General features: G+C 60.5%; 18 protein-coding genes, 4 tRNA genes and 1 rRNA gene. 1 reads left to right on the top strand and 22 read right to left on the bottom strand.

Annotated elements, in window-relative coordinates:
• Positions 1-77: 77 nt before the first annotated feature.
• The 6 genes from rpsJ to recQ all read right to left on the bottom strand — a co-directional run bounded on the left by rpsJ (position 78) and on the right by recQ (position 7,249).
• The gene (rpsJ, locus tag F3J17_RS25615) at positions 78-389 is read right to left on the bottom strand and encodes a 30S ribosomal protein S10 (RefSeq protein WP_027819357.1); all 312 of its coding nucleotides are present in this window, start codon (positions 387-389) and stop codon (positions 78-80) included.
• Positions 390-526: 137 nt separating this feature from the next.
• Entirely contained in the window at positions 527-1,717 is a 1,191-nt protein-coding gene (gene tuf / locus F3J17_RS25610) for an elongation factor Tu (RefSeq protein WP_167065656.1), read from the bottom strand.
• A gap of 95 nt (positions 1,718-1,812) precedes the next feature.
• Complete coding sequence (gene fusA / locus F3J17_RS25605) at positions 1,813-3,915, bottom strand: elongation factor G (RefSeq protein ID WP_167065681.1); 2,103 nt, start codon at positions 3,913-3,915, stop codon at positions 1,813-1,815.
• A 148-nt stretch (positions 3,916-4,063) separates the two neighbouring features.
• A complete protein-coding gene (gene rpsG, locus F3J17_RS25600) occupies positions 4,064-4,534 on the bottom strand; it encodes a 30S ribosomal protein S7 (RefSeq protein ID WP_006053291.1) in 471 nt (156 codons plus the stop codon).
• Positions 4,535-4,718: 184 nt separating this feature from the next.
• Positions 4,719-5,099: a 30S ribosomal protein S12 gene (gene rpsL / locus F3J17_RS25595; protein WP_027821136.1), complete on the bottom strand. Its 381-nt coding sequence runs from the start codon at positions 5,097-5,099 to the stop codon at positions 4,719-4,721.
• Between the two features lie 302 nt (positions 5,100-5,401).
• A complete protein-coding gene (gene recQ, locus F3J17_RS25590) occupies positions 5,402-7,249 on the bottom strand; it encodes a DNA helicase RecQ (RefSeq protein ID WP_167065678.1) in 1,848 nt (615 codons plus the stop codon).
• Between recQ and F3J17_RS25585 the strand changes: the two genes are divergently transcribed.
• Positions 7,248-7,421: a hypothetical protein gene (locus tag F3J17_RS25585; RefSeq protein WP_167065675.1), complete on the top strand. Its 174-nt coding sequence runs from the start codon at positions 7,248-7,250 to the stop codon at positions 7,419-7,421. The two genes, recQ and F3J17_RS25585, sit on opposite strands and share 2 nt — an antisense overlap.
• On the opposite strand, the gene F3J17_RS25580 is transcribed toward F3J17_RS25585, so the two are convergent.
• The 16 genes from F3J17_RS25580 to rrf form a co-directional block, all read right to left on the bottom strand.
• A complete protein-coding gene (locus tag F3J17_RS25580; RefSeq protein ID WP_167065672.1) occupies positions 7,399-7,725 on the bottom strand; it encodes a hypothetical protein in 327 nt (108 codons plus the stop codon). The two genes, F3J17_RS25585 and F3J17_RS25580, sit on opposite strands and share 23 nt — an antisense overlap.
• 155 nt (positions 7,726-7,880) lie before the next feature.
• A complete protein-coding gene (locus F3J17_RS25575) occupies positions 7,881-10,148 on the bottom strand; it encodes a patatin-like phospholipase family protein (RefSeq protein ID WP_167065670.1) in 2,268 nt (755 codons plus the stop codon).
• A 293-nt stretch (positions 10,149-10,441) separates the two neighbouring features.
• Entirely contained in the window at positions 10,442-14,704 is a 4,263-nt protein-coding gene (gene rpoC / locus F3J17_RS25570) for a DNA-directed RNA polymerase subunit beta' (protein WP_167065667.1), read from the bottom strand.
• Between the two features lie 21 nt (positions 14,705-14,725).
• Complete coding sequence (gene rpoB, locus F3J17_RS25565; RefSeq protein WP_167065664.1) at positions 14,726-18,832, bottom strand: DNA-directed RNA polymerase subunit beta; 4,107 nt, start codon at positions 18,830-18,832, stop codon at positions 14,726-14,728.
• Between the two features lie 387 nt (positions 18,833-19,219).
• Positions 19,220-19,594, bottom strand: a complete 375-nt coding sequence (rplL, locus tag F3J17_RS25560) for a 50S ribosomal protein L7/L12 (RefSeq protein ID WP_027821097.1) — start codon at positions 19,592-19,594, stop codon at positions 19,220-19,222.
• Between the two features lie 78 nt (positions 19,595-19,672).
• Positions 19,673-20,176 carry a 50S ribosomal protein L10 gene (rplJ, locus tag F3J17_RS25555; RefSeq protein ID WP_167065662.1) on the bottom strand — a complete coding sequence of 168 codons (504 nt, stop codon included), beginning with the start codon at positions 20,174-20,176 and terminating at the stop codon, positions 19,673-19,675.
• Positions 20,177-20,493: 317 nt separating this feature from the next.
• Positions 20,494-21,189: a 50S ribosomal protein L1 gene (rplA, locus tag F3J17_RS25550; RefSeq protein ID WP_167065659.1), complete on the bottom strand. Its 696-nt coding sequence runs from the start codon at positions 21,187-21,189 to the stop codon at positions 20,494-20,496.
• Positions 21,190-21,621 (bottom strand): 50S ribosomal protein L11, encoded by a 432-nt coding sequence (rplK, locus tag F3J17_RS25545; RefSeq protein ID WP_074987833.1) that lies wholly within the window; start codon positions 21,619-21,621, stop codon positions 21,190-21,192.
• 181 nt (positions 21,622-21,802) lie between these two features.
• Positions 21,803-22,360 (bottom strand): transcription termination/antitermination protein NusG, encoded by a 558-nt coding sequence (gene nusG, locus F3J17_RS25540; RefSeq protein WP_027821101.1) that lies wholly within the window; start codon positions 22,358-22,360, stop codon positions 21,803-21,805.
• A 1-nt stretch (position 22,361) separates the two neighbouring features.
• Positions 22,362-22,742, bottom strand: coding sequence for a preprotein translocase subunit SecE (gene secE, locus F3J17_RS25535; protein WP_103706972.1), 381 nt, complete (start codon positions 22,740-22,742; stop codon positions 22,362-22,364).
• Between the two features lie 38 nt (positions 22,743-22,780).
• Positions 22,781-22,856: transfer RNA gene (locus F3J17_RS25530), tRNA-Trp, on the bottom strand.
• Positions 22,857-22,925: 69 nt separating this feature from the next.
• Entirely contained in the window at positions 22,926-24,116 is a 1,191-nt protein-coding gene (gene tuf / locus F3J17_RS25525; protein ID WP_167065656.1) for an elongation factor Tu, read from the bottom strand.
• Positions 24,117-24,223: 107 nt separating this feature from the next.
• A tRNA-Thr gene (locus F3J17_RS25520) sits at positions 24,224-24,298 on the bottom strand.
• A gap of 45 nt (positions 24,299-24,343) precedes the next feature.
• Positions 24,344-24,417: transfer RNA gene (locus F3J17_RS25515), tRNA-Gly, on the bottom strand.
• A gap of 52 nt (positions 24,418-24,469) precedes the next feature.
• Positions 24,470-24,555: transfer RNA gene (locus F3J17_RS25510), tRNA-Tyr, on the bottom strand.
• Between the two features lie 140 nt (positions 24,556-24,695).
• Positions 24,696-24,809 (bottom strand): 5S ribosomal RNA (gene rrf, locus F3J17_RS25505).
• Positions 24,810-24,815: the final 6 nt, after the last annotated feature.

Here is a 24,815-nt window from a genome sequence, read left to right as displayed (position 1 = left end):
TATAACGTCCTCCCACGATTTCCGCAAGCAATCAAAGACTTAGCGCGTTCAGGCTATCCTGAGCGCGCCGGAGACTCTTACTGCAGCTTGATTTCGACGTCCACGCCAGCCGGGAGGTCCAGCTTCATCAGCGCGTCAACGGTCTTGTCCGTCGGGTCGACGATGTCCATCAGGCGCAGGTGGGTGCGGATTTCGAGCTGGTCGCGCGACGTCTTGTTGACGTGCGGCGAGCGCAGGATGTCGAAACGCTGGATACGCGTCGGCAGCGGCACCGGACCGCGGACGATTGCGCCCGTACGCTTCGCCGTTTCGACGATTTCAGCAGCCGACTGGTCGATCAGGCGGTAGTCGAAAGCCTTCAGGCGGATACGGATTTTTTGGTTCTGCATGATGATTCCTTAAAAAGAGCGAGGCGGACTTGCGCCGCCAGACAATATAAAGAGCGTAGGTCCGCCCCGCGACAAGGCGTCGCGGGGCGGACCCAGGGTACATCAACTACTCAAGCAAGCCGAGTATTGTACTCGAATTACTCGATGATCTTCGCGACGACGCCAGCGCCGACGGTACGGCCACCTTCGCGGATTGCGAAGCGCAGACCTTCTTCCATCGCGATCGGAGCGATCAGCTTCACCGTGATCGACACGTTGTCGCCCGGCATGACCATTTCCTTGTCCTTCGGCAGCTCGATCGAGCCCGTCACGTCCGTCGTACGGAAGTAGAACTGCGGACGGTAGTTGTTGAAGAACGGCGTGTGACGGCCGCCTTCGTCCTTGCTCAGCACGTACACTTCAGCCGTGAAGTGCGTGTGCGGCTGGATCGAACCCGGCTTGGCCAGAACCTGGCCACGCTCGACGTCTTCACGCTTCGTGCCGCGCAGCAGGATACCAACGTTGTCGCCTGCCTGACCCTGGTCGAGCAGCTTGCGGAACATTTCCACGCCCGTGCAGGTCGTCTTCACCGTCGGCTTGATACCGACGATTTCGATTTCTTCGCCGACCTTGACGATGCCGCGCTCAACACGACCCGTCACCACCGTGCCGCGACCCGAGATCGAGAACACGTCTTCAACCGGCATCAGGAAGGCGCCGTCAACTGCGCGCTCCGGCGTCGGGATGTACGTGTCGAGTGCGTCGGCCAGGTTCATGATCGCCACTTCGCCGAGTTCGCCCTTGTCGCCTTCCAGCGCCAGCTTTGCCGAACCCTTGACGATCGGGGTGTCGTCGCCCGGGAAGTCGTACTTCGAGAGAAGTTCGCGCACTTCCATTTCGACGAGCTCGAGCAGCTCAGCGTCGTCGACCATGTCGCACTTGTTCAGGAAGACGATGATGTACGGAACGCCAACCTGACGCGCCAGCAGGATGTGCTCACGCGTTTGCGGCATCGGGCCGTCAGCAGCCGAGCAAACCAGGATCGCGCCGTCCATCTGTGCCGCGCCCGTGATCATGTTCTTCACATAGTCAGCGTGGCCCGGGCAGTCGACGTGTGCGTAGTGGCGGTTAGCCGTTTCGTACTCGACGTGTGCGGTGTTGATGGTAATACCACGTGCCTTTTCTTCCGGCGCTGCATCGATCTGGTCGTATGCCTTAGCTTCGCCGCCGAACTTCTGCGTCAGAACCGTCGTGATTGCTGCCGTCAGCGTGGTCTTGCCGTGGTCAACGTGACCGATCGTGCCGACGTTGACGTGCGGCTTGGTCCGTTCGAATTTACCTTTTGCCATGTTTCTCTTCTTTCAAAAAAGTGGTGAACCGGTGACTGTGCGATGCGGACCGGGCACCTGCCCGATCCGCTGCGTGCTCAAATGAGCGCCGATGCTTACTTCGCCTTCGCGCTAATGATCGCGTCGGCCACGTTACGCGGTGCTTCTGCGTAGTGCTTGAATTCCATCGTGTACGTTGCGCGGCCTTGCGACAGCGAGCGCAGCGACGTCGAGTAGCCGAACATTTCCGACAGCGGCACTTCGGCGCGAACGATCTTGCCGCCGCCAACCATGTCTTCCATGCCCTGGACGATACCGCGACGGCCCGACAGGTCGCCCATCACGTTGCCCATGTAGTCTTCCGGCGTTTCGACTTCGACGGCCATCATCGGTTCGAGGATGACCGGCTGCGCCTTGCGCATTGCTTCCTTGAACGCCATCGAACCGGCCATGCGGAACGCATTTTCGTTCGAGTCAACGTCGTGGTACGAACCGAACGTCAGGTGAACCTTGACGTCGACAACCGGGAAGCCCGCCAGCACGCCTGCCTTCAGCGTTTCCTGGATACCCTTGTCCACTGCCGGGATGAATTCGCGGGGGATCACACCACCCTTGATCTCGTCCAGGAACTCGTAGCCCTTGCCTTGCTCGTTCGGCTCAAGCGTAATGACAGCGTGACCGAACTGGCCGCGACCGCCCGACTGCTTGACGAACTTGCCTTCGACGTCCTTCGCCGTGGAGCGGATCGTTTCGCGGTATGCAACCTGCGGCTTGCCGACGGTCGCTTCCACGTTGAATTCACGCTTCATACGGTCGACCAGAATTTCGAGGTGGAGCTCGCCCATACCCGAAATGATGGTCTGGCCCGATTCCTCGTCCGTCTGGACGCGGAACGACGGGTCTTCCTGTGCCAGGCGGTTCAGGGCGAGGCCCATCTTTTCCTGGTCAGCCTTGGTCTTCGGCTCGACGGCCTGCGAAATCACCGGCTCCGGGAAAATCATGCGTTCCAGGATGATCGGGTTTTGCGGGTCGCACAGCGTGTCGCCCGTGGTCGCTTCCTTCAGGCCAACGGCTGCGGCGATGTCGCCTGCACGAACTTCCTTGATTTCTTCGCGGTTGTTCGCGTGCATCTGCAGAATACGGCCGAGGCGTTCCTTCTTGCCCTTGGTCGAGTTCAGCACCGTGTCGCCCGAGTTGACGACGCCCGAGTACGCGCGGAAGAAGATCAGCTGGCCGACGAACGGGTCGGTCATGATCTTGAACGCGAGTGCCGAGAACTTTTCGTCGTCAGCTGCACGACGCTCTGCCTTCTCGCCGTTTTCGAGTTCGCCCGTGACCGGGGGAATGTCCACCGGCGACGGCAGGAAGTCGATCACGGCGTCGAGCATACGCTGCACGCCCTTGTTCTTGAACGCGGTGCCGCACAGCATCGGCTGGATTTCGCAAGCGATGGTACGGTCGCGGATCGCCTTGACGACTTCCGCTTCGGACAGCTCTTCGCCGCCGAGGTACTTTTCCATCAGCTCTTCGCTGGCTTCAGCAGCCGACTCGATCATCTTTTCGCGCCATTCGTTGCACGAGTCAACGAGTTCTGCGGGGATGTCGACGTAGTCGAACTTCGTGCCTTGGGACGCTTCGTCCCAAATGATCGCCTTCATCTTGATGAGGTCGACCACGCCCTGGAACGTGTCTTCTGCGCCGATAGGCACCACGACCGGAACCGGGTTCGCCTTCAGACGCGTCTTCAGCTGGTCGTAGACCTTGAAGAAGTTCGCGCCCGTACGGTCCATCTTGTTGACGAACGCGAGACGGGGAACCTTGTACTTGTTAGCCTGACGCCACACGGTTTCCGACTGGGGCTGAACGCCGCCCACTGCGCAGTAAACCATGCATGCGCCGTCGAGCACGCGCATCGAGCGCTCAACTTCAATCGTGAAGTCAACGTGGCCCGGGGTGTCGATGATGTTGATGCGGTGCTCAGGGTAGTTACCGCCCATGCCCTTCCAGAACGCGGTCGTAGCAGCGGAGGTAATCGTGATACCACGCTCCTGCTCCTGCTCCATCCAGTCCATGGTCGCAGCGCCGTCGTGAACTTCACCAATCTTGTGGTTCACGCCGGTGTAAAACAGAATGCGCTCGGTCGTCGTCGTCTTGCCGGCGTCGATGTGAGCGCTAATACCGATGTTACGGTAGCGCTCGATAGGAGTCTTGCGAGCCACTTTGATCCTCTATCGGGAGGTGCGCGCCGAAGTCGAACCCAACCGGGTCAACCCAACGCGCCTGAACACAAACGGGCGAGGCGCTTGAAAAGCGCACCCGCCCGGAATTTTTTCCGTCTTTTGAGCCAACCCCAGAAGGGGTTTTCTCTTAGAAGCGGAAGTGCGAGAACGCCTTGTTCGCTTCTGCCATCCGGTGAACTTCGTCGCGCTTCTTCATCGCGCCGCCACGGCCTTCGGCCGCTTCGGAGAGTTCACCTGCCAGACGCAGGGCCATCGACTTCTCGCTGCGCTTCTTCGCGGCTTCACGCAGCCAACGCATCGCCAATGCCATACGACGCGAGGGGCGCACTTCGACCGGAACCTGATAGTTCGCACCACCAACGCGGCGGCTCTTCACTTCCACCACCGGCTTCACGTTGTTGAGCGCGACAGTGAACACTTCCAGCGGGTCCTTGCCACCCTTGGTCTGGATCTGTTCGAAAGCGCCGTACACGATACGCTCGGCAACCGACTTCTTGCCGGAGAGCATCAGCACGTTCATGAACTTGGCTACATCAACGTTACCGAACTTCGGATCCGGCAACACTTCCCGCTTGGGGACTTCGCGACGACGCGGCATGTTTCTTCCTTTAACTTTTCAGTTGAAGCGTGGATTGAACCCAACGCTCCGCGGCCACCAACTAACCCGATTCATCCATTACGACTTACCAGCCTGGTCGGGTGACCACTTACTCGACAGCACCGGCCAATCCGGCACCTGTCGCTTTTATCGCCAACGCCCGAAAGCGTGACGACCCTGGCTCTTACTTCGCAGCCTTCGCGCGCTTCGCGCCGTACTTCGAACGAGCCTGCTTACGATCCTTGACGCCCTGGGTATCCAGCGAGCCGCGAACCATGTGGTAACGCACACCCGGCAAGTCCTTCACACGGCCGCCGCGGATCAGCACAACCGAGTGTTCCTGCAGGTTGTGGCCTTCACCACCGATGTACGAAATGACTTCGAAGCCGTTCGTCAGACGAACCTTGGCAACTTTACGGAGTGCCGAGTTCGGCTTCTTCGGCGTCGTCGTGTACACGCGGGTGCACACGCCACGACGCTGGGGGCAGTCCTGCAGGGCCGGCGACTTGCTCTTCGTGACTTCCGAAGTGCGGCCTTTGCGAACCAGTTGATTGATGGTTGGCATTGTTTATTCCTGAAATTGAACAAAATCGATGCATTTATTTCCGGGCAAAGCGGAAAACCACACATCTAAACTGCTACGAGAACTCCGGACCCTGAAACGCGCGACGAGCGCAGACATCCCAAAGACCGGAACCCAGCATGATATTCCGAAAATACCAAGCGAGTCAACGACTTGAAGTATTTCGGACGACGGAGAATAAGAAGATTGCGTGACGGTGCGGCTGCCTTAACAGCGGCGCTCACCGTTAATCGGCACCGCAAACGCGCCCCCTGCCGGCCTCCATCGGCCGCGCAGCGCCAGCGTCAGTCGTCGCCGACGACTTCGACCAGTTCCTCACCGAAGCGCTCAAGCTTGCGCGCGCCAATACCCGCGATATCGCGCAGTTCGTCCACCGATTCGGGGCCATTGCGCGCAATTTCCGCCAGCGTGGCGTCGTGGAAGATGACGTAGGCCGGCACGCCCTCGCTCTTCGCGGTTTCCGTGCGCCACAAACGCAGGCGCTCCCAGCGCGCGCGCTGGCGCGGGCTCATGCCGAGGGTCGGATCGGCACGCTCACTCGTGCGGCTCGACGACGCACGCGTGCGCGTGGGCTTCACGTAACGGCGCATCGTGACGTTCTGCTCGCCCTTGAGCACGGCCTTGCTCGCTTCGGTGAGCACCAGCGCGCCGTAGCCGTCGTGATCGACGGTCAGATAACCAAACGCCACGAGCTGCCGGAAGATCGCACGCCATTCGGGTTCCGAAAGCGACGCGCCGATTCCGAAGGTGGAGATCTTCTCGTGCCCGCGCTGCATGATCTTTTCGTTGCGGTTGCCACGCAGGATGTCAATCAGATGCCCGGCGCCGAAATTGAAGCCGCTCGCACGCTGCGCGCGGAACACACACGAGAGCGCCATCTGCGCCTCGCGCGTGGCGTCCCAGGTGGCGGGCGGCTCGATGCAGGTGTCGCAGTTGCCGCAAGGCTTGCTCTCCTCACCGAAGTACGCGAGCAGGCGCACGCGCCGGCAGGTGGCCGTTTCGCACAGACCGAGCAACGCGTCGAGCTTGCCCGTCTGCACGCGCTTGTGCTGATCGTCGGCGTCGGACTCGTCGATCATCTTGCGCTGCTGCACCACGTCGCCCAGGCCATAGGCCATCCACGCATTGGCCGCCAGCCCGTCGCGGCCCGCACGGCCGGTTTCCTGGTAATAGCCTTCCACGCTCTTGGGCAAATCCAGGTGCGCCACGAAGCGCACGTCGGGTTTATCGATACCCATGCCGAAGGCGATGGTCGCGCACATTACCACGCCTTCCTCGCGCTGGAACAGCTCCTGGTGCTTCTGGCGCACCTCGAACTCCATGCCCGCGTGGTACGGCAGCGCGCGAATGCCCTGCCCCTTCAGCCATTCCGCGGTCTCCTCGACCTTGCGGCGCGAGAGGCAATAGATCACGCCGGCGTCAGTCGTGCCGTCCGCGCGCGTGTGTTCCGCGCGGATGAAGTCGAGCAGCTGCGTGCGCGCATTGTCCTTTTCGACGATGCGATAGCGGATGTTCGGGCGGTCGAAACTGGAGACGAAGATGCGCGCGTCGTCGAGCGCGAGACGGTGCACGATCTCATCGCGCGTGATCGCGTCGGCGGTGGCTGTGAGCGCGATGCGCGGCACGTCCGGGAAGCGCTCGTGCAGGACCGACAGCTGGATATATTCGGGGCGGAAATCGTGCCCCCATTGCGAAACGCAGTGCGCCTCGTCGATCGCGAACAGGCCGATGCGCGTGCGTTCGAGCAGATCGAGAAAACGCGCGGTCATCAGGCGCTCGGGGGCCACGTAAAGCAGGTCGAGATCGCCTTCGCGCAGCGCGCGTTCGGTGGCGGCGGCTTCGGCGCCGCTGAGCGTCGAGTTGAGATACGCGGCGCGCACGCCGACTTCCGTGAGCGCGGCCACCTGATCCTGCATCAGCGCGATCAGCGGCGAAACGACAATGCCCGCGCCGAGTCCGGCCTCGTGGCGCACCAGCGCCGGAATCTGGTAGCAGAGGGATTTGCCGCCGCCGGTGGGCATGAGGACCAGCGAGTCTCCGCCCCCTGCGACGTGTTCGACGATCTCGCCTTGCTGCCCTCGAAAAGCGGGATAACCGAAGACTTCGTTGAGGATTTCGAGGGAGCGGGACATGAAGGCGGCGGCGATGGAGCGAAAGACGGTGGGCCGGATTTTACCAACCCGGACGCCCGCTGACCGCCGCGACTTCGAAGATTGGCCGTCAGGCCAGGGTGAATCTGCAAAAGCGCCGGAAAAGCGCTACAAAATGCGCGCGCCGGAAATCAGGCTTCGCGCCGGCGCATGACCTGCAGCGCGCCAACGATCGTCACGATACCGGCGACGAACGACACCACCACGAGCAGCCCAAACGGCAGCAGCATAGCGCTGCCCACCATGAACACGAGCGAGCCGAGCGTGAGCAGCAACGCGCCCATCTTCACCTTGCGCGCCAGCTGCATGATGAAGCCAATGATCAGGAATGCCCACAATACGAGGAACGTGGCGAAGAAATTCGCAGCCTGCTCCTTGCCGACGAAGTGCAGCAGATGCGAAAAATTGGCGACGCATGCCACCAGATTCAGGATGAGACCGATCCCGACAAACCACATGATTACCGCCTCCAGATTCAGATAAATGCCGACTGCGCGGTAGTACGAAATGACACAGCTTGTCGGACTTGGCGCGCTACGTTAGCACGCGCCGCTGTCGCGCGCAGCGAGCCGCTTTGCTCCGCGGCACGAAGTCGCACAGCGCGCACACCGGATCAGAACCGGTTGCCGAGCTGGAAATAGATGCTGTGCGCACCTCGCGGCGCCAGCGCAACGCCGAAGTATACCGGCCCGATAGCCGTCACCGCGCCGACGAACGCGCTGACGCTGCTCAGCCACGGCCCGCGCGCGAACTGCTTCGACGTGTTCCACACATTGCCACCTTCCAGGCTCAGCCCGGTGAAGATGCTGCGCAGCGCTCCCGAGCCGTCCCGCGATAGTTGTGCAAGACCGCTGACACGCCCGTACATGACGTAAGCGCCGCTAAACTGATCCTGTGCGTAGGCCGACAGATGCTGAAAGCCGCCGAGCGTGAACAGATACGCCGGCGCATCGTGACTGCCGCCGAACGCGCCACCGACCTCGAACGCCGCATTCAGGCTGAATACGTCGCGGCTCGCGGCCCATAGCCCGCGCGCGTAGGCAATGTTGTAGCCGGAGTCCGAATCGCCGAGTCCCATCTCCGCGCGCCCTTCGAGGTGAAAGCCATGTCGAGGAAACACCGGGTCGTCGAGCTGATCGATCCTGACTCCCGCGCTGGCCACCGTCTGTGTCGTCGGCGATAGCGATGGTGTTCCGGTTTGCAGTGGGCTCTGGCCGTCCGGCGCGAGCGCGAGAATCGATGAACGCGCCTGGAACGAGGTGTGCACCTGCGCGACGCCCGCCCGCGCCTCGCCCCAGGTGCCAAGCGGCACGTCCACATCGAGCCCGGCGCGCAGTTCCTGCTGCACGAAGCTGGCAAGCGGTCGCTCGCTGACGTCGTTGTCTGCGTATAAGTTCACGTCGTTGCGCCGGATCGACGCATAGGGCGCGAGGTAGACCTGGCCGAAGATCGGCTGGCGCAATTCGGTGCGCCAGCCCAGATCGCGGCTGCCGAGAATGATGTCGTTGCGCCACGACAGGCCGCTTGAGGTAATCCACGGCAGACGATGACCGATCTGCAGCGAAAACGCACCGTCGCCGTCGAAATCGGTCGACAGCCCGAGGCCGAACAGCAAGAAGTTCGGCCCCCAGCTCTTTTCGTTGGCCTCGACGTGCAGCACGCGTTCGCCCTGCGGCCCGGTCAGCGTCTGCGAAACGCTTTCCAGATCGTCATTGCGCACCAGCTGCGTGAGGTCTTCGTCCACGCTGGCCGCATCGTAGACATCGCCGGACTTCACGTGCAGCGCCGCTTCGACGTGGCTTGCCGGAAGGCGTCCGCGCGTCGTCACTTCGATACGCGCGATGCGCGTTTGTGGCGGAAGTGCCGCGGCCTGGGACAGATCCGCGCGCCAGGCGGCGTACTGGTCCGGCTCGTCGGACAGCGCGCCGAGCCGGCCGCGCTGCTGGATCGCTGCCGCATCGCCAGCCTGTACGGCTCGATCCATTGCGCCGAAATCGGCAAACGAGACAGGACCGAGATCCGGTTCGAGCAGGATATCGGCCGGGCGAAGCGTCGCCTTCTGCGCGGTGACGTTACGCGACATCATCAGCCGCACCATCTGCGCCGTGACTGCCGCCATCGAATTGAGCTGATCCGCCGGCTGGAGTTGAGTGCCGATATCAACGGCAATCACGATGTCCGCGCCCATCTCCCGGGCGACGTCGATGGGCAGGTTCGACGCCGCGCCGCCGTCGATCAGCGTGCGACTGCCGATCTTCACCGGCGCGAACAGGCCTGGCACAGCCATGCTCGCGCGCACCGCCAGCGGTAGCGAGCCGTTGTGCAGCACCACGCGCTCGCCTGTCTCCAGATCGGTAGCGACGGCGCGAAACGGAATCGGCAGATGATCGAAATCGATATCGCCGGGATACTGGCCGGTATGCGCGCGCAGCAGAGCCATGAGCTTGTTGCCCTGCACAAGGCCATTGGATGTTTTCAGATGGCCATCCCCAAAGCCCATCGGCAAGCCAATCGGATACATGAGATTGTCTTCGCGCGAGGACTCTGGCAGATCGCTGCGCGCATCGCGATCGAACGCGACATCGCTGAGATTCTGGCCCGCCAGCGCGAACTCGATATCGTTGGCCGTCATGCCGCTCGCGTAGAGCGCGCCGATCACGGCGCCCATGCTCGTGCCTGCGATGCAATCAACCGGCACGTGTAGCGCTTCGAGTTCCTTGAGCACGCCTAAGTGAGCGTAGCCACGCGCGCCGCCACCGGAAAGCGCCAGACAGATGCGCGGCCGCGCGGGCTGCGCCGACGCACCCGCGCCGAGCGGCGCCTGCGCGAAGGTACAAGTCGTGAACAAAGCCGCGGCGAAAAGCGTGGCAACCCTAAACATGCGATGCCACATACGCTGGAGAAAGATGGCGCGCGGCGCGTCATGGGGGTCTGTACGCGTGCGCTGTTGAGCGGGACGTCAAACCCCTCTAAACCGGGCAAATTCGACGCCCGGAAATGCTAGGTAAATCGAGCTTCTGAATACATAGGACTACTCCGAATCGCGCTTCCGAAAAAACTGCGAAACCTCACCATTTGCACCGTCGTGTTTTTCGACAGGCAAAAAAAAACCGCCCGGCGAACCGGGCGGTCTGGTGCGAACGCTGCATCAGGCGGCTTGCGCCGCCCTTTGCGTTACTCGTCCGTCGTATGCGACTGGTGCGGCGTTTCCACCGGCACTTCGGCGGCCGGGGCTTCCGGCGTACCGAATTCGAACGCTTCTTCTGCAGCGATCTGGTCGAAACGCTCGCGATCCGACGATTCCTTCGCACGGCGCGCCTTGTGGAAGGCGAGACCCGTACCAGCCGGAATCAGACGGCCGACGATGACGTTTTCCTTCAGGCCGCGCAGATCGTCGCGCTTGCCCATGATCGCCGCTTCGGTCAGCACGCGCGTCGTTTCCTGGAACGATGCCGCCGAGATGAACGAATCCGTCGAGAGCGATGCCTTCGTAATACCCAGCAGCACGTTCTCGTACGTTGCCGGGCGCTTGTCCTCGGCGTTCATCTTGTCGTTTTCGTCCAGCATGTCCGAACGCTCAACCTGCTCGCCCGGGATGAAGCGCGTATCACCGTTGTCGGTGATCTGCACACGACGCAGCATCTGACGCACGATCACTTCGATGTGCTTGTCGTTGATCTTCACGCCCTGCAGACGGTACACGTCCTGCACTTCGTCCACGATGTAACGCGACAGCGCTTCGATACCCTGCAGACGCAGGATGTCGTGCGGATCGGCCGGGCCGTCCACGATCATTTCGCCCTTGTTGACGACCTGTGCATCGTGAACCAGAACCTGCTTTTCCTTCGCGATCAGGAACTCGTGCTGATTGCCTTCGAGGTCCGTGATAACGAGACGCTGCTTGCCCTTCGTGTCCTTACCGAACGACGTCGTACCCGTGACTTCCGCCAGGATACCTGCGTCCTTCGGCGAACGTGCTTCGAACAGTTCCGCCACACGCGGCAGACCACCGGTAATGTCACGCGTCTTCTGCGCTTCGGTCGGGATACGTGCGAGCACTTCACCCACCTGCACTTGCTGACCGTCCTTCACCGTGATCAGTGCGCCGACCTGGAAGCCGATCTGCACCGAGTGCTCGGTGTTCGGGATCTTGACTTCGTCGCCGTTCGCGTCGAGCAGCTTGACCTGCGGACGCACGCTCTTCGAAGCCTGCGAACCACGGCGCTTCACGTCGATCACGACCAGCGTCGAGAGACCCGTCACATCGTCGATCTGCTTCGCAACCGTCACGCCTTCTTCGACGTTTTCGAACTTCACCGTACCACCGTACTCGGTGATGATCGGACGCGTCAGCGGATCCCACGTAGCGAGCTGCGTGCCGGCCTTGATCTGATCGCCGTCGAGTTGCAGCAGCGTCGCGCCGTACGGCACCTTGTGACGCTCGCGCTCGCGGCCGTGATCGTCGGCAATGATGGCTTCGCCCGAACGCGAAATGACGATCTGCTCGCCCTTCGCATTCGTGACGTAACGCATCGTCGCCGTGAAGCGGACCGTACCGTTCGACTTGGCTTCAACCGACGAAGCCACTGCTGCACGCGATGCCGCACCACCGATGTGGAACGTACGCATCGTCAGCTGCGTGCCCGGTTCACCGATCGACTGTGCTGCGATCACGCCGACAGCTTCGCCGACGTTCACGCGCGAACCACGACCCAGGTCGCGGCCATAGCAGCTTGCGCAGAGGCCGTAACGCGTTTCGCAGGTCAGCGGCGTGCGCACGCGCACTTCGTCGATGCCGAGGCTTTCGATCGTTTCGACTGCGTCTTCGTCGAGCAGGTCGCCCGAAGCGTAGATCGTTTCCTGGGTTTCAGGATTGACGACGTCCGCCACCGCAACGCGGCCGAGAATACGGTCGCGCAGCGCTTCGACGACTTCACCGCCTTCCACGAGTGCCTTCATCGCCACGCCATTCGACGTGCCGCAATCTTCCTCGACGACCACCAGATCCTGCGTGACGTCAACGAGACGACGCGTCAGGTAACCCGAGTTCGCGGTCTTCAGTGCCGTATCAGCCAGACCCTTACGTGCACCGTGGGTCGAGATGAAGTACTGCAACACGTTCAGACCTTCGCGGAAGTTCGCGGTAATCGGCGTTTCGATAATCGAGCCGTCCGGCTTCGCCATCAGGCCGCGCATACCCGCCAGCTGGCGAATCTGGGTTGCGGAACCCCGCGCGCCCGAGTCGGCCATCATGTAGATCGAGTTGAACGATTCCTGACGCGTTTCCTTGCCGTCACGGTCCGTCACCGGTTCCGTGGCGAGCTGCTCCATCATCGCCTTGCCGACCGCTTCCGACGTGTTCGACCAGATGTCGACCACGTTGTTGTAGCGTTCCTGCGCCGTCACGAGACCCGACATGTACTGACGGTCGTATTCCTTCACCTTCTTCGCGGCTTCGCCGACGATGGTTTCCTTCTGCGGCGGCACGAGCATGTCGTCCACGCAGATCGAAATACCGGCGCGCGTTGCCAGGCGGAAACCCGACTGCATCAGCTGGTCAGCGAAAATCACCGTCTCACGCAGACCGCACTTGCGGAACGCGGTGTTGATCAGACGCGAGATTTCCTTCTTCTTCAGCGGCTTGTTCAGCACCGAGAACGGCAGGCCCGGCGGCAGGATTTCCGACAGGATCGAACGGCCGACCGTGGTCGCGTACAGCGTGATCTTCGGCACGAATGCCGGTGCGCCTTCCGACTTGTCCTCGTTGTGGACCATTTCGGTAATACGCACGTTCACACGCGATGCCAGCTCGACTTCCTTGTTCTCGTACGCGCGGAGCACTTCCGACACGCCCGTGAACGTCATGCCTTCGCCCTTGCCGTTGATCGCTTCACGCGTGGCGTAGTACAGGCCCAGCACGATATCCTGCGACGGCACGATCGACGGATCGCCGTTGGCCGGGAACAGGACGTTGTTCGACGCGAGCATCAGCGTACGCGCTTCCATCTGCGCTTCGAGCGACAGCGGAACGTGAACAGCCATCTGGTCACCGTCGAAGTCGGCGTTGAACGCCGCGCAAACGAGCGGGTGCAGCTGGATAGCCTTACCTTCGATCAGCACCGGCTCGAAAGCCTGAATGCCAAGACGGTGAAGCGTCGGTGCACGGTTGAGCATGACCGGATGTTCGCGGATCACCTCTTCCAGGATGTCCCACACCACCGCCGTCTGGTTTTCGACTTCCTTCTTCGCAGCCTTGATGGTCGTCGCGACGCCCATCGTTTCCAGCTTGTTGAAGATGAACGGCTTGAACAGTTCAAGCGCCATCAGCTTCGGCAGACCGCACTGGTGAAGCTTGAGCGTCGGACCCACCACGATGACCGAACGGCCCGAGTAGTCCACGCGCTTACCCAGCAGGTTCTGACGGAAACGACCGCCCTTACCCTTGATCATGTCGGCGAGCGACTTCAGCGGACGCTTGTTGGCGCCCGTCATCGCCTTGCCGCGACGACCGTTGTCGAGCAGCGAGTCAACCGCTTCCTGGAGCATCCGCTTTTCGTTGCGGACGATGATCTCCGGCGCCTTCAGCTCGAGCAGACGCTTCAGACGGTTGTTACGGTTGATGACGCGGCGATACAGGTCGTTCAGGTCCGAGGTCGCGAAGCGGCCACCGTCCAGCGGCACCAGCGGACGCAGTTCGGGCGGCAGCACCGGCAGCACTTCGAGCACCATCCATTCGGGCTTGATGCCCGAACGCTGGAAGGCCTCGAGCACCTTCAGGCGCTTGGCGTACTTCTTGATCTTCGCTTCCGAGCCGGTGTTCTTCAGCTCGGTGCGCAGCGTTTCGACCTGCTCGTCGATGTTGATCGCGCGCAGGAGTTCACGCACGCCTTCCGCGCCCATTTCGGCACGGAATTCGTCGCCGTATTCCTCGACCTTATTGTAGTAATCCTCTTCGGTCATGATCTGACGCGCCTTCAGCGGCGTCATGCCCGGTTCGATCACCACATAGGCTTCGAAGTACAGCACGCGTTCGATGTCGCGCAGCGTCATGTCGAGCACCATGCCCAGACGCGACGGCAGCGACTTCAGGAACCAGATGTGCGCGACCGGCGAGGCCAGCTCAATGTGGCCCATACGTTCGCGACGCACCTTCGCCAGCGTGACTTCAACGCCGCACTTCTCGCAGATCACGCCACGGTGCTTCAGGCGCTTGTACTTGCCGCACAGGCACTCGTAGTCCTTGATCGGGCCGAAGATCTTCGCGCAGAACAGGCCATCCCGTTCCGGCTTGAAGGTACGGTAGTTGATCGTTTCCGGCTTCTTCACTTCACCGAACGACCACGAGCGGATCTTGTCCGGCGAGGCCAGACCGATCTTGATCGCGTCAAAAACTTCTTCTTGTTGGACTTGCTTGAATAGATCGAGCAGAGCTTTCATTGCCTTCTCTCCGTAGTCCGATTAGTTGCGGTCGAGGTCGATGTCGATACCGAGCGAGCGGATTTCCTTCACCAGCACATTGAAGGATTCCGGCATGCCCGCATCGATCACGTGGTCGCCCTTGACGAGGTTTTCATACACCTTCGTCCGGCCCGTCACGTCATCGGACTTCACCGTCAACATTTCCTGCAGCACGTACGAAGCGCCATACGCTTCGAGCGCCCACACTTCCATTTCACCGAAGCGCTGGCCACCGAACTGCGCCTTACCACCCAGCGGCTGCTGCGTGACGAGCGAGTACGGACCCGTCGAACGCGCGTGCATCTTGTCGTCGACAAGGTGGTGCAGCTTCAGGTAGTGCATGTAGCCCACGGTCACCGTACGTTCGAACATCTCGCCCGTGCGGCCGTCGTACAGACGGACCTGGTTCTTCGACGGCGTCATGCCGAGGTTCTGTGCGATGTCGTCCGGGAACGCCAGATCGAGCATCTTGCCCATTTCCTCTTCGGTCGCACCGTCGAACACCGGCGTTGCGAACGGCACGCCTTCGCGCAGGTTACGCGCCAGTTCGAAGATGTCGTCGTCGCTGAAGCTGTCGAGGTCTTCCTTGTGGCCCGACTCGTTGTAGATCTTCGTGAGGAACTCACGCAGTTCTGCAATCTTCGTCTGACGCGCAAGCATCTCGCCAATACGCCAGCCCAGACCCTTCGCGGCCCAGCCCAGGTGCACTTCGAGAACCTGACCCACGTTCATCCGCGACGGAACGCCCAGCGGGTTCAGCACGACGTCTGCCGGACGGCCATCGGCCATGTACGGCATGTCTTCGATCGGAACGATCTTCGACACGACACCCTTGTTACCGTGACGGCCTGCCATCTTGTCGCCAGGCTGCAGGCGGCGCTTCACTGCCAGGTACACCTTGACCATCTTCAGCACGCCCGGCGGCAGTTCGTCGCCTTGCGTGAGCTTCTTGCGCTTCTCTTCGAACGCCAGATCGAACTGGTGACGCTTTTCTTCGATCGAGTTCTTGATGGCTTCAAGTTGCGCCGCTGCTTCTTCGTCCGCGAGGCGGATGTCGAACCAGTGGTAGTGGTCGAGGTCGCTCAGGTAAGCCTGATCGATCTTCGTACCCTTCGCGAGCTTCTTCGGACCACCGTTCGCGACCTTGCCGTCGAGCATACGTGCGAGACGCTGGAACGCGTCGCCTTCCACGATACGCAGCTGGTCGTTCAGGTCGAGGCGATAGCGCTTCAGTTCATCGTCGATGATCTGTTGAGCACGCTTGTCGCGGGTGATGCCTTCACGCGTGAACACCTGCACGTCGATGACCGTGCCGCTCATGCCCGAGGGCACGCGCAGCGACGTATCCTTCACGTCCGAAGCCTTCTCGCCGAAGATCGCGCGCAGCAGCTTTTCTTCCGGCGTGAGCTGGGTTTCGCCCTTCGGCGTGACCTTGCCCACCAGCACGTCGCCTGCTTCGACTTCCGCGCCGATGTACACGATGCCCGACTCGTCGAGACGGCCAAGTTGTACTTCTGCGAGGTTCGAAATGTCGCGCGTGATTTCTTCCGGTCCGAGCTTCGTGTCGCGAGCCACGACATTCAGTTCTTCGATGTGGATCGACGTGTAACGGTCGTCAGCAACCACCTTCTCCGAGATCAGAATCGAGTCTTCGAAGTTGTAGCCGTTCCACGGCATGAACGCGATCAGCATGTTCTGGCCGAGCGCGAGCTCGCCCAGATCGGTCGATGCGCCGTCAGCCAGCACGTCGCCGCGCGCCACCCAGTCGCCCATCTTCACGATCGGACGCTGGTTGATGTTCGTGTTCTGGTTCGAACGCGTGTACTTGATCAGGTTGTAGATATCAACGCCAACCTCACCCGCCACCGCTTCGTCGTCGTTCACACGAATCACGATACGGCCCGCATCGACGTAGTCGACCACGCCGCCACGCAGCGCCTGAACCGTCGTACCCGAGTCGACCGCAACGGTGCGCTCGATACCCGTACCCACGACCGGCTTTTCCGGACGCAGGCAAGGCACGGCCTGACGCTGCATGTTCGAACCCATCAGTGCACGGTTCGCGTCATCGTGTTCAAGGAACGGAATCAGCGAAGCAGCCACCGAGACGATCTGCGACGGCGCCACGTCCATGTACTGGATGCGGTCCGGCGTGACCATCAGCGTTTCGCCGGCTTCACGCGACGACACGAGTTCGTCGGTCAGCGTGCCGTCGTCAGCCACTGCCGCGTTCGCCTGAGCGATCACGTAACGGCCTTCTTCGATCGCCGACAGGTAGTCGATCTGGTCGGTCACCTTGCCGTCTGCAACCTTGCGATACGGCGTTTCGAGGAAGCCGTATTCGTTCAGGTGCGCGTACAGTGCGAGCGAGTTGATCAGACCAATGTTCGGACCTTCCGGCGTCTCAATCGGACACACGCGGCCGTAGTGGGTCGGGTGCACGTCGCGGACTTCAAAGCCAGCGCGCTCGCGCGTCAGACCGCCCGGGCCAAGTGCCGAAACACGGCGCTTGTGGGTGATTTCCGACAGCGGGTTGGTCTGGTCCATGAACTGCGACAGCTGCGACGAACCGAAGAACTCGCGAATCGCCGACGAAATCGGCTTCGAGTTGATCAGGTCGTGCGGCATCAGGTTTTCGCTTTCGGCCTGGCCGAGGCGTTCCTTGACAGCACGTTCGACACGCACGAGACCTGCGCGGAACTGGTTTTCCGCCAGTTCGCCGACGCAACGCACACGACGGTTGCCCAAGTGGTCGATGTCGTCCACTTCGCCCTTGCCGTTGCGCAGTTCGACCAGGATCTTGATCGTCGCGAGGATGTCGTCGTCCTGCAGCGTCATCGGGCCGACGATTTCGTCACGGCCGACACGGCGGTTGAACTTCATACGACCCACCTTCGAGAGGTCGTACGCTTCTTCGCTGTAGAACAGACGGTTGAACAGGGCCTCGACCGCTTCTTCGGTCGGCGGCTCGCCCGGACGCATCATGCGGTAGATCGCGATGCGCGCGGCCATCTTGTCGGCGGTTTCATCGATACGCAGCGTCGACGAGATGTACGGACCTTGATCCAGATCGTTCGTGTAGAGCGTCTGGATGTCCTTGATCTTCGCTTCGCGCAGCTTGTCGAGCACGCCTTCGGTGACTTCGTCGTTCGCGTTAGCGATGACTTCGCCCGTGTCGCCGTCGACGACGTTCTTCGCGAGAACGCGGCCGAGCAGGTAGTCTTCGGGGACCGAAATGAAGGTGGTCTTCGCGCTTTCGAGGTCGCGGATGTGCTTGGCGTTGATCCGCTTGTCCTTCTGGACAATGACCTTGCCATCACGATCGGTGATGTCGAAACGCGCGACTTCGCCTCGCAGACGCTCGGGCACGAACTCCATCTGCGCGCCTTCCGGCATCAGCGTGAAGTTGTCGAACACGAAGAAGTTCGCGAGGATCTGTTCCGGCGTCAGGCCGATAGCCTTCAGCAGGATCGTGACCGGCATCTTGCGGCGACGGTCGACGCGGAAGTACAGCACGTCCTTCGGGTCGAACTCGAAATCGAGCCACGAACCGCGGTAAGGAATGATACGTGCCGAGAACAGCAGCTTGCCCGAGCTGTGCGTCTTGCCCTTGTCGTGTTCGAAGAACACGCCAGGCGAGCGGTGCAGCTGCGAGACGATGACACGTTCCGTGCCGTTGATGACGAACGAGCCAGTAGGCGTCATGAGCGGAATTTCGCCCATGTACACTTCCTGCTCCTTCACTTCCTTCACGACCGGCTTGCTCGGCGATTCCTTGTCGAGCAGGACGAGACGGACTTTGGCACGCAGCGCCGAGCAGTACGTCAAACCGCGTTGCTGGCATTCCTTGATGTTGAATGCCGGCGACGACAGCATGTAGCTGACGAACTCTAGACGAGCAAAGCCGTTATGGGAAACAATAGGAAAAACAGACGTGAACGCTGCTTGCAGACCTTCCGACTTGCGCTGGGCGCTCGCCGTTTCTGCTTGCAGGAACGTACTGAATGATTCAAGCTGGGTTGCCAGCAGGAAAGGAACTTGGTGAACGATGGGGCGTTTCGCGAAACTCTTGCGAATACGCTTCTTCTCGGTGAAGGAATATTGCATACGATCTCCGAATCACGGCGGGTAGGACGACCCGAGTGTTCACCGACTGAGACCCGATGGCTGCGCGAGCCCTGGAAGCTTGGTGGTTGGCCTCTACCAACCGCTGGCTGACGGCAGCGGATACCGGCTTGTCATAACTTGCCCGCTGCCCGACCAAACTTGCCTTCTGCAGTCGCTTCAGAAGACAAAGAGAAGCGTCGTGCGCACAGACGGCGTTCAAAATCCCACCACCCTGCACAAGACGTTTTTCTTTGGCTTCTGGGTCCCGCATCCCGCCTCCGATCTCGAAAAACTACCGAAAAATCGAACACTAAAAACGCAGAACCCACAAAGCACAAAAAGGCCGGCGGTGTAAAAACCGCCAGCCTTCGCACAGCGCGCTGAAACTTACTTGATTTCAGCCTTCGCGCCGGCTTCTTCCAGCTTCTTCTTGGCTTCTTCAGCAGCAGCCTTGGGCACAGCTTCCTTAACAGGCTTCGGCGCACCGTCAACCAGGTCCTTCGCTTCCTTCAGGCCGAGACCCGTCAGTTCGCGAACAGCCTTAATGACCGAAACCTTGTTTGCGCCTGCTTCGAGCAGGTTGACCGTGAATTCGGTCTGCTCTTCAGCAGCAGCAGCTGCGCCGCCGCCTGCCGGGCCTGCGACTGCCACAGCAGCTGCCGACACGCCAAACTTTTCTTCGAATGCCTTGACCAGTTCGTTCAGTTCGAGAACCGACATCGAGCCAACGGCTTCGAGGATGTCTTCTTTTGCGATTGCCATTTGAAATTACTCCAGATTTGAATTCGGAAACAGCTAGCGATCTTCGCTCGCTCTTGCTTGTTCGTTCGCTGCCTGAAATCAGGCAGCGGTTTCTTCTGCTTGCTTCTTCTCTGCCAGCGCGGCGAGAGCACGCGCAAAGCCGGAGACAGGAGCTTGCATAACGAACAGCAGCTTCGAGAGCAGTTCTTCGCGGCTCGGGATGTTGGCCAGCGCTTGCACGCCTGCCACGTCCATCACCTTGCCTTCGTAGGAACCAGCCTTGATGACCAACTTGTCATTGCTCTTTGCGAAGTCGTTAACGACCTTCGCTGCAGCAATTGCATCTTCCGAGATGCCGTAGATCAGGGGGCCAGTCATCTGCTCTGCCAGCGGAGCAAACGGGGTACCTTCAACAGCGCGACGCGCCAGCGTGTTCTTCAACACGCGCAGGTACACCTGTTGCTCACGCGCTTTCGCGCGCAGCTTGGTCAGATCGCCAACCGCGATTCCACGATACTCGGCCAACACGACGGTCTGAGCCTTCGCGACTTGCGCGGCGACTTCAGCGACGACGGCCTGCTTACCTTCTTTGTTCAGTGGCACGGTTAACCTCCAGATTCGACATCTAACGCGATTGCGCCAGATGCCGCATTCAACAACGGCGACCGACCAGTCCGGAGTAAATCAGTTTGCATCGTCAGACGTTTCCGCCTGCTTTGCTCACATCAACACTTCAAAACTTTTTCGGGTTCGCCATCTGCGTTGGCTTTGCATTAAGGAAGCGCCCAACTTCTGCACTCCCGCCAACGGTCTTTGACAACCGGTTGCGCGATGCGGTACTTGCCACCGCCCAACCGCCCAAAGCCCTTAAATCCGCGCTGCTGCCCTTTCGGGCTTCAACGCGGCAAAACTGTTTGCGCTTAAGCCGACAGCGAAGATTGGTCGACGCGAACGCCAACGCCCATCGTGCTCGACACAGCGATCTTGCGCAGGTACACACCCTTGCTCGTTGCCGGCTTGGCCTTGGTCAGCGCTTCGAGGAGCGCGTCCAGGTTGCTGCGCAGCGCGGTCGCTTCGAACGATGCACGGCCGATGGTGGCGTGGATGATACCGGCCTTGTCGACACGGAATTGCACCTGACCAGCCTTCGCGTTCTTGACCGCGGTGGCGACGTCCGGCGTAACCGTACCGACCTTCGGGTTCGGCATCAGGCCGCGCGGGCCAAGGATCTGACCGAGCGTACCGACGACGCGCATCGTGTCCGGCGAAGCGATCACGATGTCGAAGTCCATGTTGCCGGCCTTGATCTGTTCAGCCAGGTCTTCCATACCGACGATTTCTGCGCCAGCTGCCTTAGCTTGTTCAGCCTTTTCGCCTTGCGCGAACACAGCAACGCGAACCGACTTGCCCGTACCTGCCGGCAGAACGACCGAACCACGAACGACCTGGTCCGACTTCTTCGCGTCGATGCCGAGCTGGACTGCGACGTCGATCGACTCGTTGAACTTCGCCGTAGCGCATTCCTTCACGAGCGACAGAGCGTCAGCGATCGGGTATTGCTTCTGACGGTCAATCTTGGCAGCCAGTGCCTTTTGACGCTTCGAAACCTTAGCCATTTACACGCCCTCCACGACGATGCCCATCGAGCGGGCGCTACCAGCGATCGTGCGGACCGCTGCATCCATATCGGCTGCCGTGAGGTCCGGCATCTTGGTCTTGGCGATTTCTTCAGCTTGCGCGCGGGTGATCGTAGCGACCTTGTCCGTGTGCGGCTTTGCCGAGCCCTTGTCGACCTTCGCTGCCTTCTTGATCAGAACCGTAGCCGGCGGCGTCTTCAGGACGAACGTGAAGCTCTTGTCAGCGAACGCGGTGATGACGACCGGAATCGGCAGACCCGGTTCCAGTGCCTGGGTCTGCGCGTTGAACGCCTTGCAGAACTCCATGATGTTCAGGCCGCGCTGGCCCAGTGCCGGACCGACCGGCGGCGACGGGTTGGCTTTACCTGCAGGAATCTGCAGCTTGATAAAGCCGATGATTTTCTTTGCCATGTTGAAAACCTCAATGGAACGCGTGAGCGTTCAGGTGAGTGGTAGCGCGCGTTCGCAGAATCTTCGCTGTACCAACATTTTTACAGCCGATCGAGCTACTGACGCTCCTCTACGGCCATTACGCGGACCGTAAGCGCGGAAAAACGGACCGCACCCGAAGGTGCGATCCGTAGTATTCGATTTACAGCTTTTCGACCTGGCCGAATTCGAGTTCGACCGGTGTGGCGCGACCGAAAATGGTGACTGAGACCCGGACACGCGATTTTTCGTAGTTGACTTCTTCGACGCTGCCGTTGAAGTCCGTGAACGGACCTTCCTTCACACGAACCATCTCGCCGACTTCGAACAGGGTCTTGGGGCGCGGCTTCTCAACGCCTTCCTGCATCTGCGACATGATCTTTTCGACTTCGCGCGGCGAAATCGGGCTCGGGCGATTGCGTGCCCCGCCGACGAAACCGGTCACCTTGGCCGTGTTCTTCACGAGGTGCCACGTTTCATCCGTCATTTCCATTTCAACCAGGACATAGCCCGGGAAGAAACGACGTTCGGTCACTGACTTGTGACCGCCCTTCACCTCAACGACTTCTTCAGTCGGAACGAGGATCTGGCCAAACTTGTCTTGCATGCCGGCACGATCGATGCGCTCTTGAAGCGCACGTTGCACGCTCTTCTCCATGCCGGAGTAGGCGTGCACCACATACCAACGTTTTCCGCTCGGGGATGCCGGTGTATCGCTCATATCATTTCCAACCCAGAATCGCCGAGAAAATCACCCATTCGATGGATTTATCGCAAACCCAGAGAATGATGGCCATTACCAGCACAAAACCGAAGACCACCAGCGTCGTTTGCGTAGCCTCTTTGCGAGTCGGCCAGACGACCTTGCGAACTTCCTTGTACGAGTCTTTGGCAAACGCGATGAAGCTCTTGCCGGGCGCCGAAAGAAGACCGACTACCACCCCCGCGACGACGCCAACTACAAGCGCTGCACCGCGGACATACCACTCCTGGCTACCGAGCCAGTAGAACCCTACGAACCCGGCCACAACCAACAACACCCCCACCACAAGCATCAGCTTGTCGCTGGAAGTATTAACAGTCTCGACGGAAGGATTCGCCATAACACCTTAAAGAACAACGCGCCAAAGGCGCGGGAAGTTGGCAGGGGCAGAGGGAATCGAACCCCCAACCTTCGGTTTTGGAGACCGACGCTCTGCCAGTTGAGCTATACCCCTAAACCATTTTGGGGTGATGGCACCACCACCCCGAAACCACTTAGTCGATCACCGAGACTGGCAAAAAACTTACTCGATGATCTTTGCAACCACACCAGCGCCGACGGTACGGCCACCTTCGCGGATTGCGAAGCGCAGACCTTCTTCCATCGCGATCGGAGCGATCAGCTTCACCGTGATCGACACGTTGTCGCCCGGCATGACCATTTCCTTGTCCTTCGGCAGCTCGATCGAGCCCGTCACGTCCGTCGTACGGAAGTAGAACTGCGGACGGTAGTTGTTGAAGAACGGCGTGTGACGGCCGCCTTCGTCCTTGCTCAGCACGTACACTTCAGCCGTGAAGTGCGTGTGCGGCTGGATCGAACCCGGCTTGGCCAGAACCTGGCCACGCTCGACGTCTTCACGCTTCGTGCCGCGCAGCAGGATACCAACGTTGTCGCCTGCCTGACCCTGGTCGAGCAGCTTGCGGAACATTTCCACGCCCGTGCAGGTCGTCTTCACCGTCGGCTTGATACCGACGATTTCGATTTCTTCGCCGACCTTGACGATGCCGCGCTCAACACGACCCGTCACCACCGTGCCGCGACCCGAGATCGAGAACACGTCTTCAACCGGCATCAGGAAGGCGCCGTCAACTGCGCGCTCCGGCGTCGGGATGTACGTGTCGAGTGCGTCGGCCAGGTTCATGATCGCCACTTCGCCGAGTTCGCCCTTGTCGCCTTCCAGCGCCAGCTTTGCCGAACCCTTGACGATCGGGGTGTCGTCGCCCGGGAAGTCGTACTTCGAGAGAAGTTCGCGCACTTCCATTTCGACGAGCTCGAGCAGCTCAGCGTCGTCGACCATGTCGCACTTGTTCAGGAAGACGATGATGTACGGAACGCCAACCTGACGCGCCAGCAGGATGTGCTCACGCGTTTGCGGCATCGGGCCGTCAGCAGCCGAGCAAACCAGGATCGCGCCGTCCATCTGTGCCGCGCCCGTGATCATGTTCTTCACATAGTCAGCGTGGCCCGGGCAGTCGACGTGTGCGTAGTGGCGGTTAGCCGTTTCGTACTCGACGTGTGCGGTGTTGATGGTAATACCACGTGCCTTTTCTTCCGGCGCTGCATCGATCTGGTCGTATGCCTTAGCTTCGCCGCCGAACTTCTGCGTCAGAACCGTCGTGATTGCTGCCGTCAGCGTGGTCTTGCCGTGGTCAACGTGACCGATCGTGCCCACGTTCACGTGCGGCTTGGTCCGCTCAAACTTACCCTTGGCCATTTTCGACTCCTAAGAGGATTTTTCCGTACGTTGCGCGGGGCGCGCAAACAATCACTATGTTGCACTACCTGCTTGATGCGAGGCCTCTGGAGGCCTGCTAAACCGGCTGGTGCCCATGGGCAGGATCGAACTGCCGACCTCTCCCTTACCAAGGGAGTGCTCTACCACTGAGCCACATGGGCATTTACTGCTGCACTTGCTTACTGCAACTGCGTCTTTCTTGTAGCTGGAGCGGGTGAAGGGAATCGAACCCTCGTCGTAAGCTTGGAAGGCTTCTGCTCTACCATTGAGCTACACCCGCGAAGTTTTTCGACTACCGCCGATTCCCTACACTTACTGCTACAGCTGAATTCTGGTGGAGGAGGTTGGATTCGAACCAACGTAGGCGTAAGCCAACAGATTTACAGTCTGCCCCCTTTAGCCACTCGGGCACCCCTCCGTAGAGAACTGATGATTGTGATGCAAGTTCCGAACCGTGTCAAGCTTTTTGTTCGGCGCCGAATCACAACGCTCTCACTTATAGGGAGAGCGAAAAAGCAAAAACCCCGGCTTTTTAGGGCCGGGGTTTCGCAATAAGGAGCCTGACGATTACCTACTTTCACACGGGCAATCCGCACTATCATCGGCGTGGAGCTGTTTCACGGTCCTGTTCGGGATGGGAAGGGGTGGGACCAGCTCGCTATGGTCATCAGGCATGAC

The sequence above is a fragment of the Burkholderia sp. Ax-1719 genome, assembly GCF_011753055.1.
GTDB lineage: Bacteria > Pseudomonadota > Gammaproteobacteria > Burkholderiales > Burkholderiaceae > Paraburkholderia.
The sequence above is the reverse complement of the archived record's forward strand: the minus strand, read 5'-3'. Positions and strand labels throughout refer to the sequence as shown.

What these genes read in the sequence shown, in the direction of transcription:
- rpsJ (WP_027819357.1), bottom strand. Translation starts at nt 389, where the DNA reads ATGCAGAACCAAAAAATCCGTATCCGCCTGAAGGCTTTCGACTACCGC.
- tuf (WP_167065656.1), bottom strand. Translation starts at nt 1,717, where the DNA reads ATGGCAAAAGGTAAATTCGAACGGACCAAGCCGCACGTCAACGTCGGC.
- rpsG (WP_006053291.1), bottom strand. Translation starts at nt 4,534, where the DNA reads ATGCCGCGTCGTCGCGAAGTCCCCAAGCGGGAAGTGTTGCCGGATCCG.
- rpsL (WP_027821136.1), bottom strand. Translation starts at nt 5,099, where the DNA reads ATGCCAACCATCAATCAACTGGTTCGCAAAGGCCGCACTTCGGAAGTC.
- F3J17_RS25585 (WP_167065675.1), top strand. Translation starts at nt 7,248, where the DNA reads ATGAAGGCGGCGGCGATGGAGCGAAAGACGGTGGGCCGGATTTTACCA.
- recQ (WP_167065678.1), bottom strand. Translation starts at nt 7,249, where the DNA reads ATGTCCCGCTCCCTCGAAATCCTCAACGAAGTCTTCGGTTATCCCGCT.
- F3J17_RS25580 (WP_167065672.1), bottom strand. Translation starts at nt 7,725, where the DNA reads ATGTGGTTTGTCGGGATCGGTCTCATCCTGAATCTGGTGGCATGCGTC.
- F3J17_RS25575 (WP_167065670.1), bottom strand. Translation starts at nt 10,148, where the DNA reads ATGTTTAGGGTTGCCACGCTTTTCGCCGCGGCTTTGTTCACGACTTGT.
- rpoC (WP_167065667.1), bottom strand. Translation starts at nt 14,704, where the DNA reads ATGAAAGCTCTGCTCGATCTATTCAAGCAAGTCCAACAAGAAGAAGTT.
- rpoB (WP_167065664.1), bottom strand. Translation starts at nt 18,832, where the DNA reads ATGCAATATTCCTTCACCGAGAAGAAGCGTATTCGCAAGAGTTTCGCG.
- rplL (WP_027821097.1), bottom strand. Translation starts at nt 19,594, where the DNA reads ATGGCAATCGCAAAAGAAGACATCCTCGAAGCCGTTGGCTCGATGTCG.
- rplA (WP_167065659.1), bottom strand. Translation starts at nt 21,189, where the DNA reads ATGGCTAAGGTTTCGAAGCGTCAAAAGGCACTGGCTGCCAAGATTGAC.
- rplK (WP_074987833.1), bottom strand. Translation starts at nt 21,621, where the DNA reads ATGGCAAAGAAAATCATCGGCTTTATCAAGCTGCAGATTCCTGCAGGT.
- nusG (WP_027821101.1), bottom strand. Translation starts at nt 22,360, where the DNA reads ATGAGCGATACACCGGCATCCCCGAGCGGAAAACGTTGGTATGTGGTG.
- secE (WP_103706972.1), bottom strand. Translation starts at nt 22,742, where the DNA reads ATGGCGAATCCTTCCGTCGAGACTGTTAATACTTCCAGCGACAAGCTG.
- tuf (WP_167065656.1), bottom strand. Translation starts at nt 24,116, where the DNA reads ATGGCCAAGGGTAAGTTTGAGCGGACCAAGCCGCACGTGAACGTGGGC.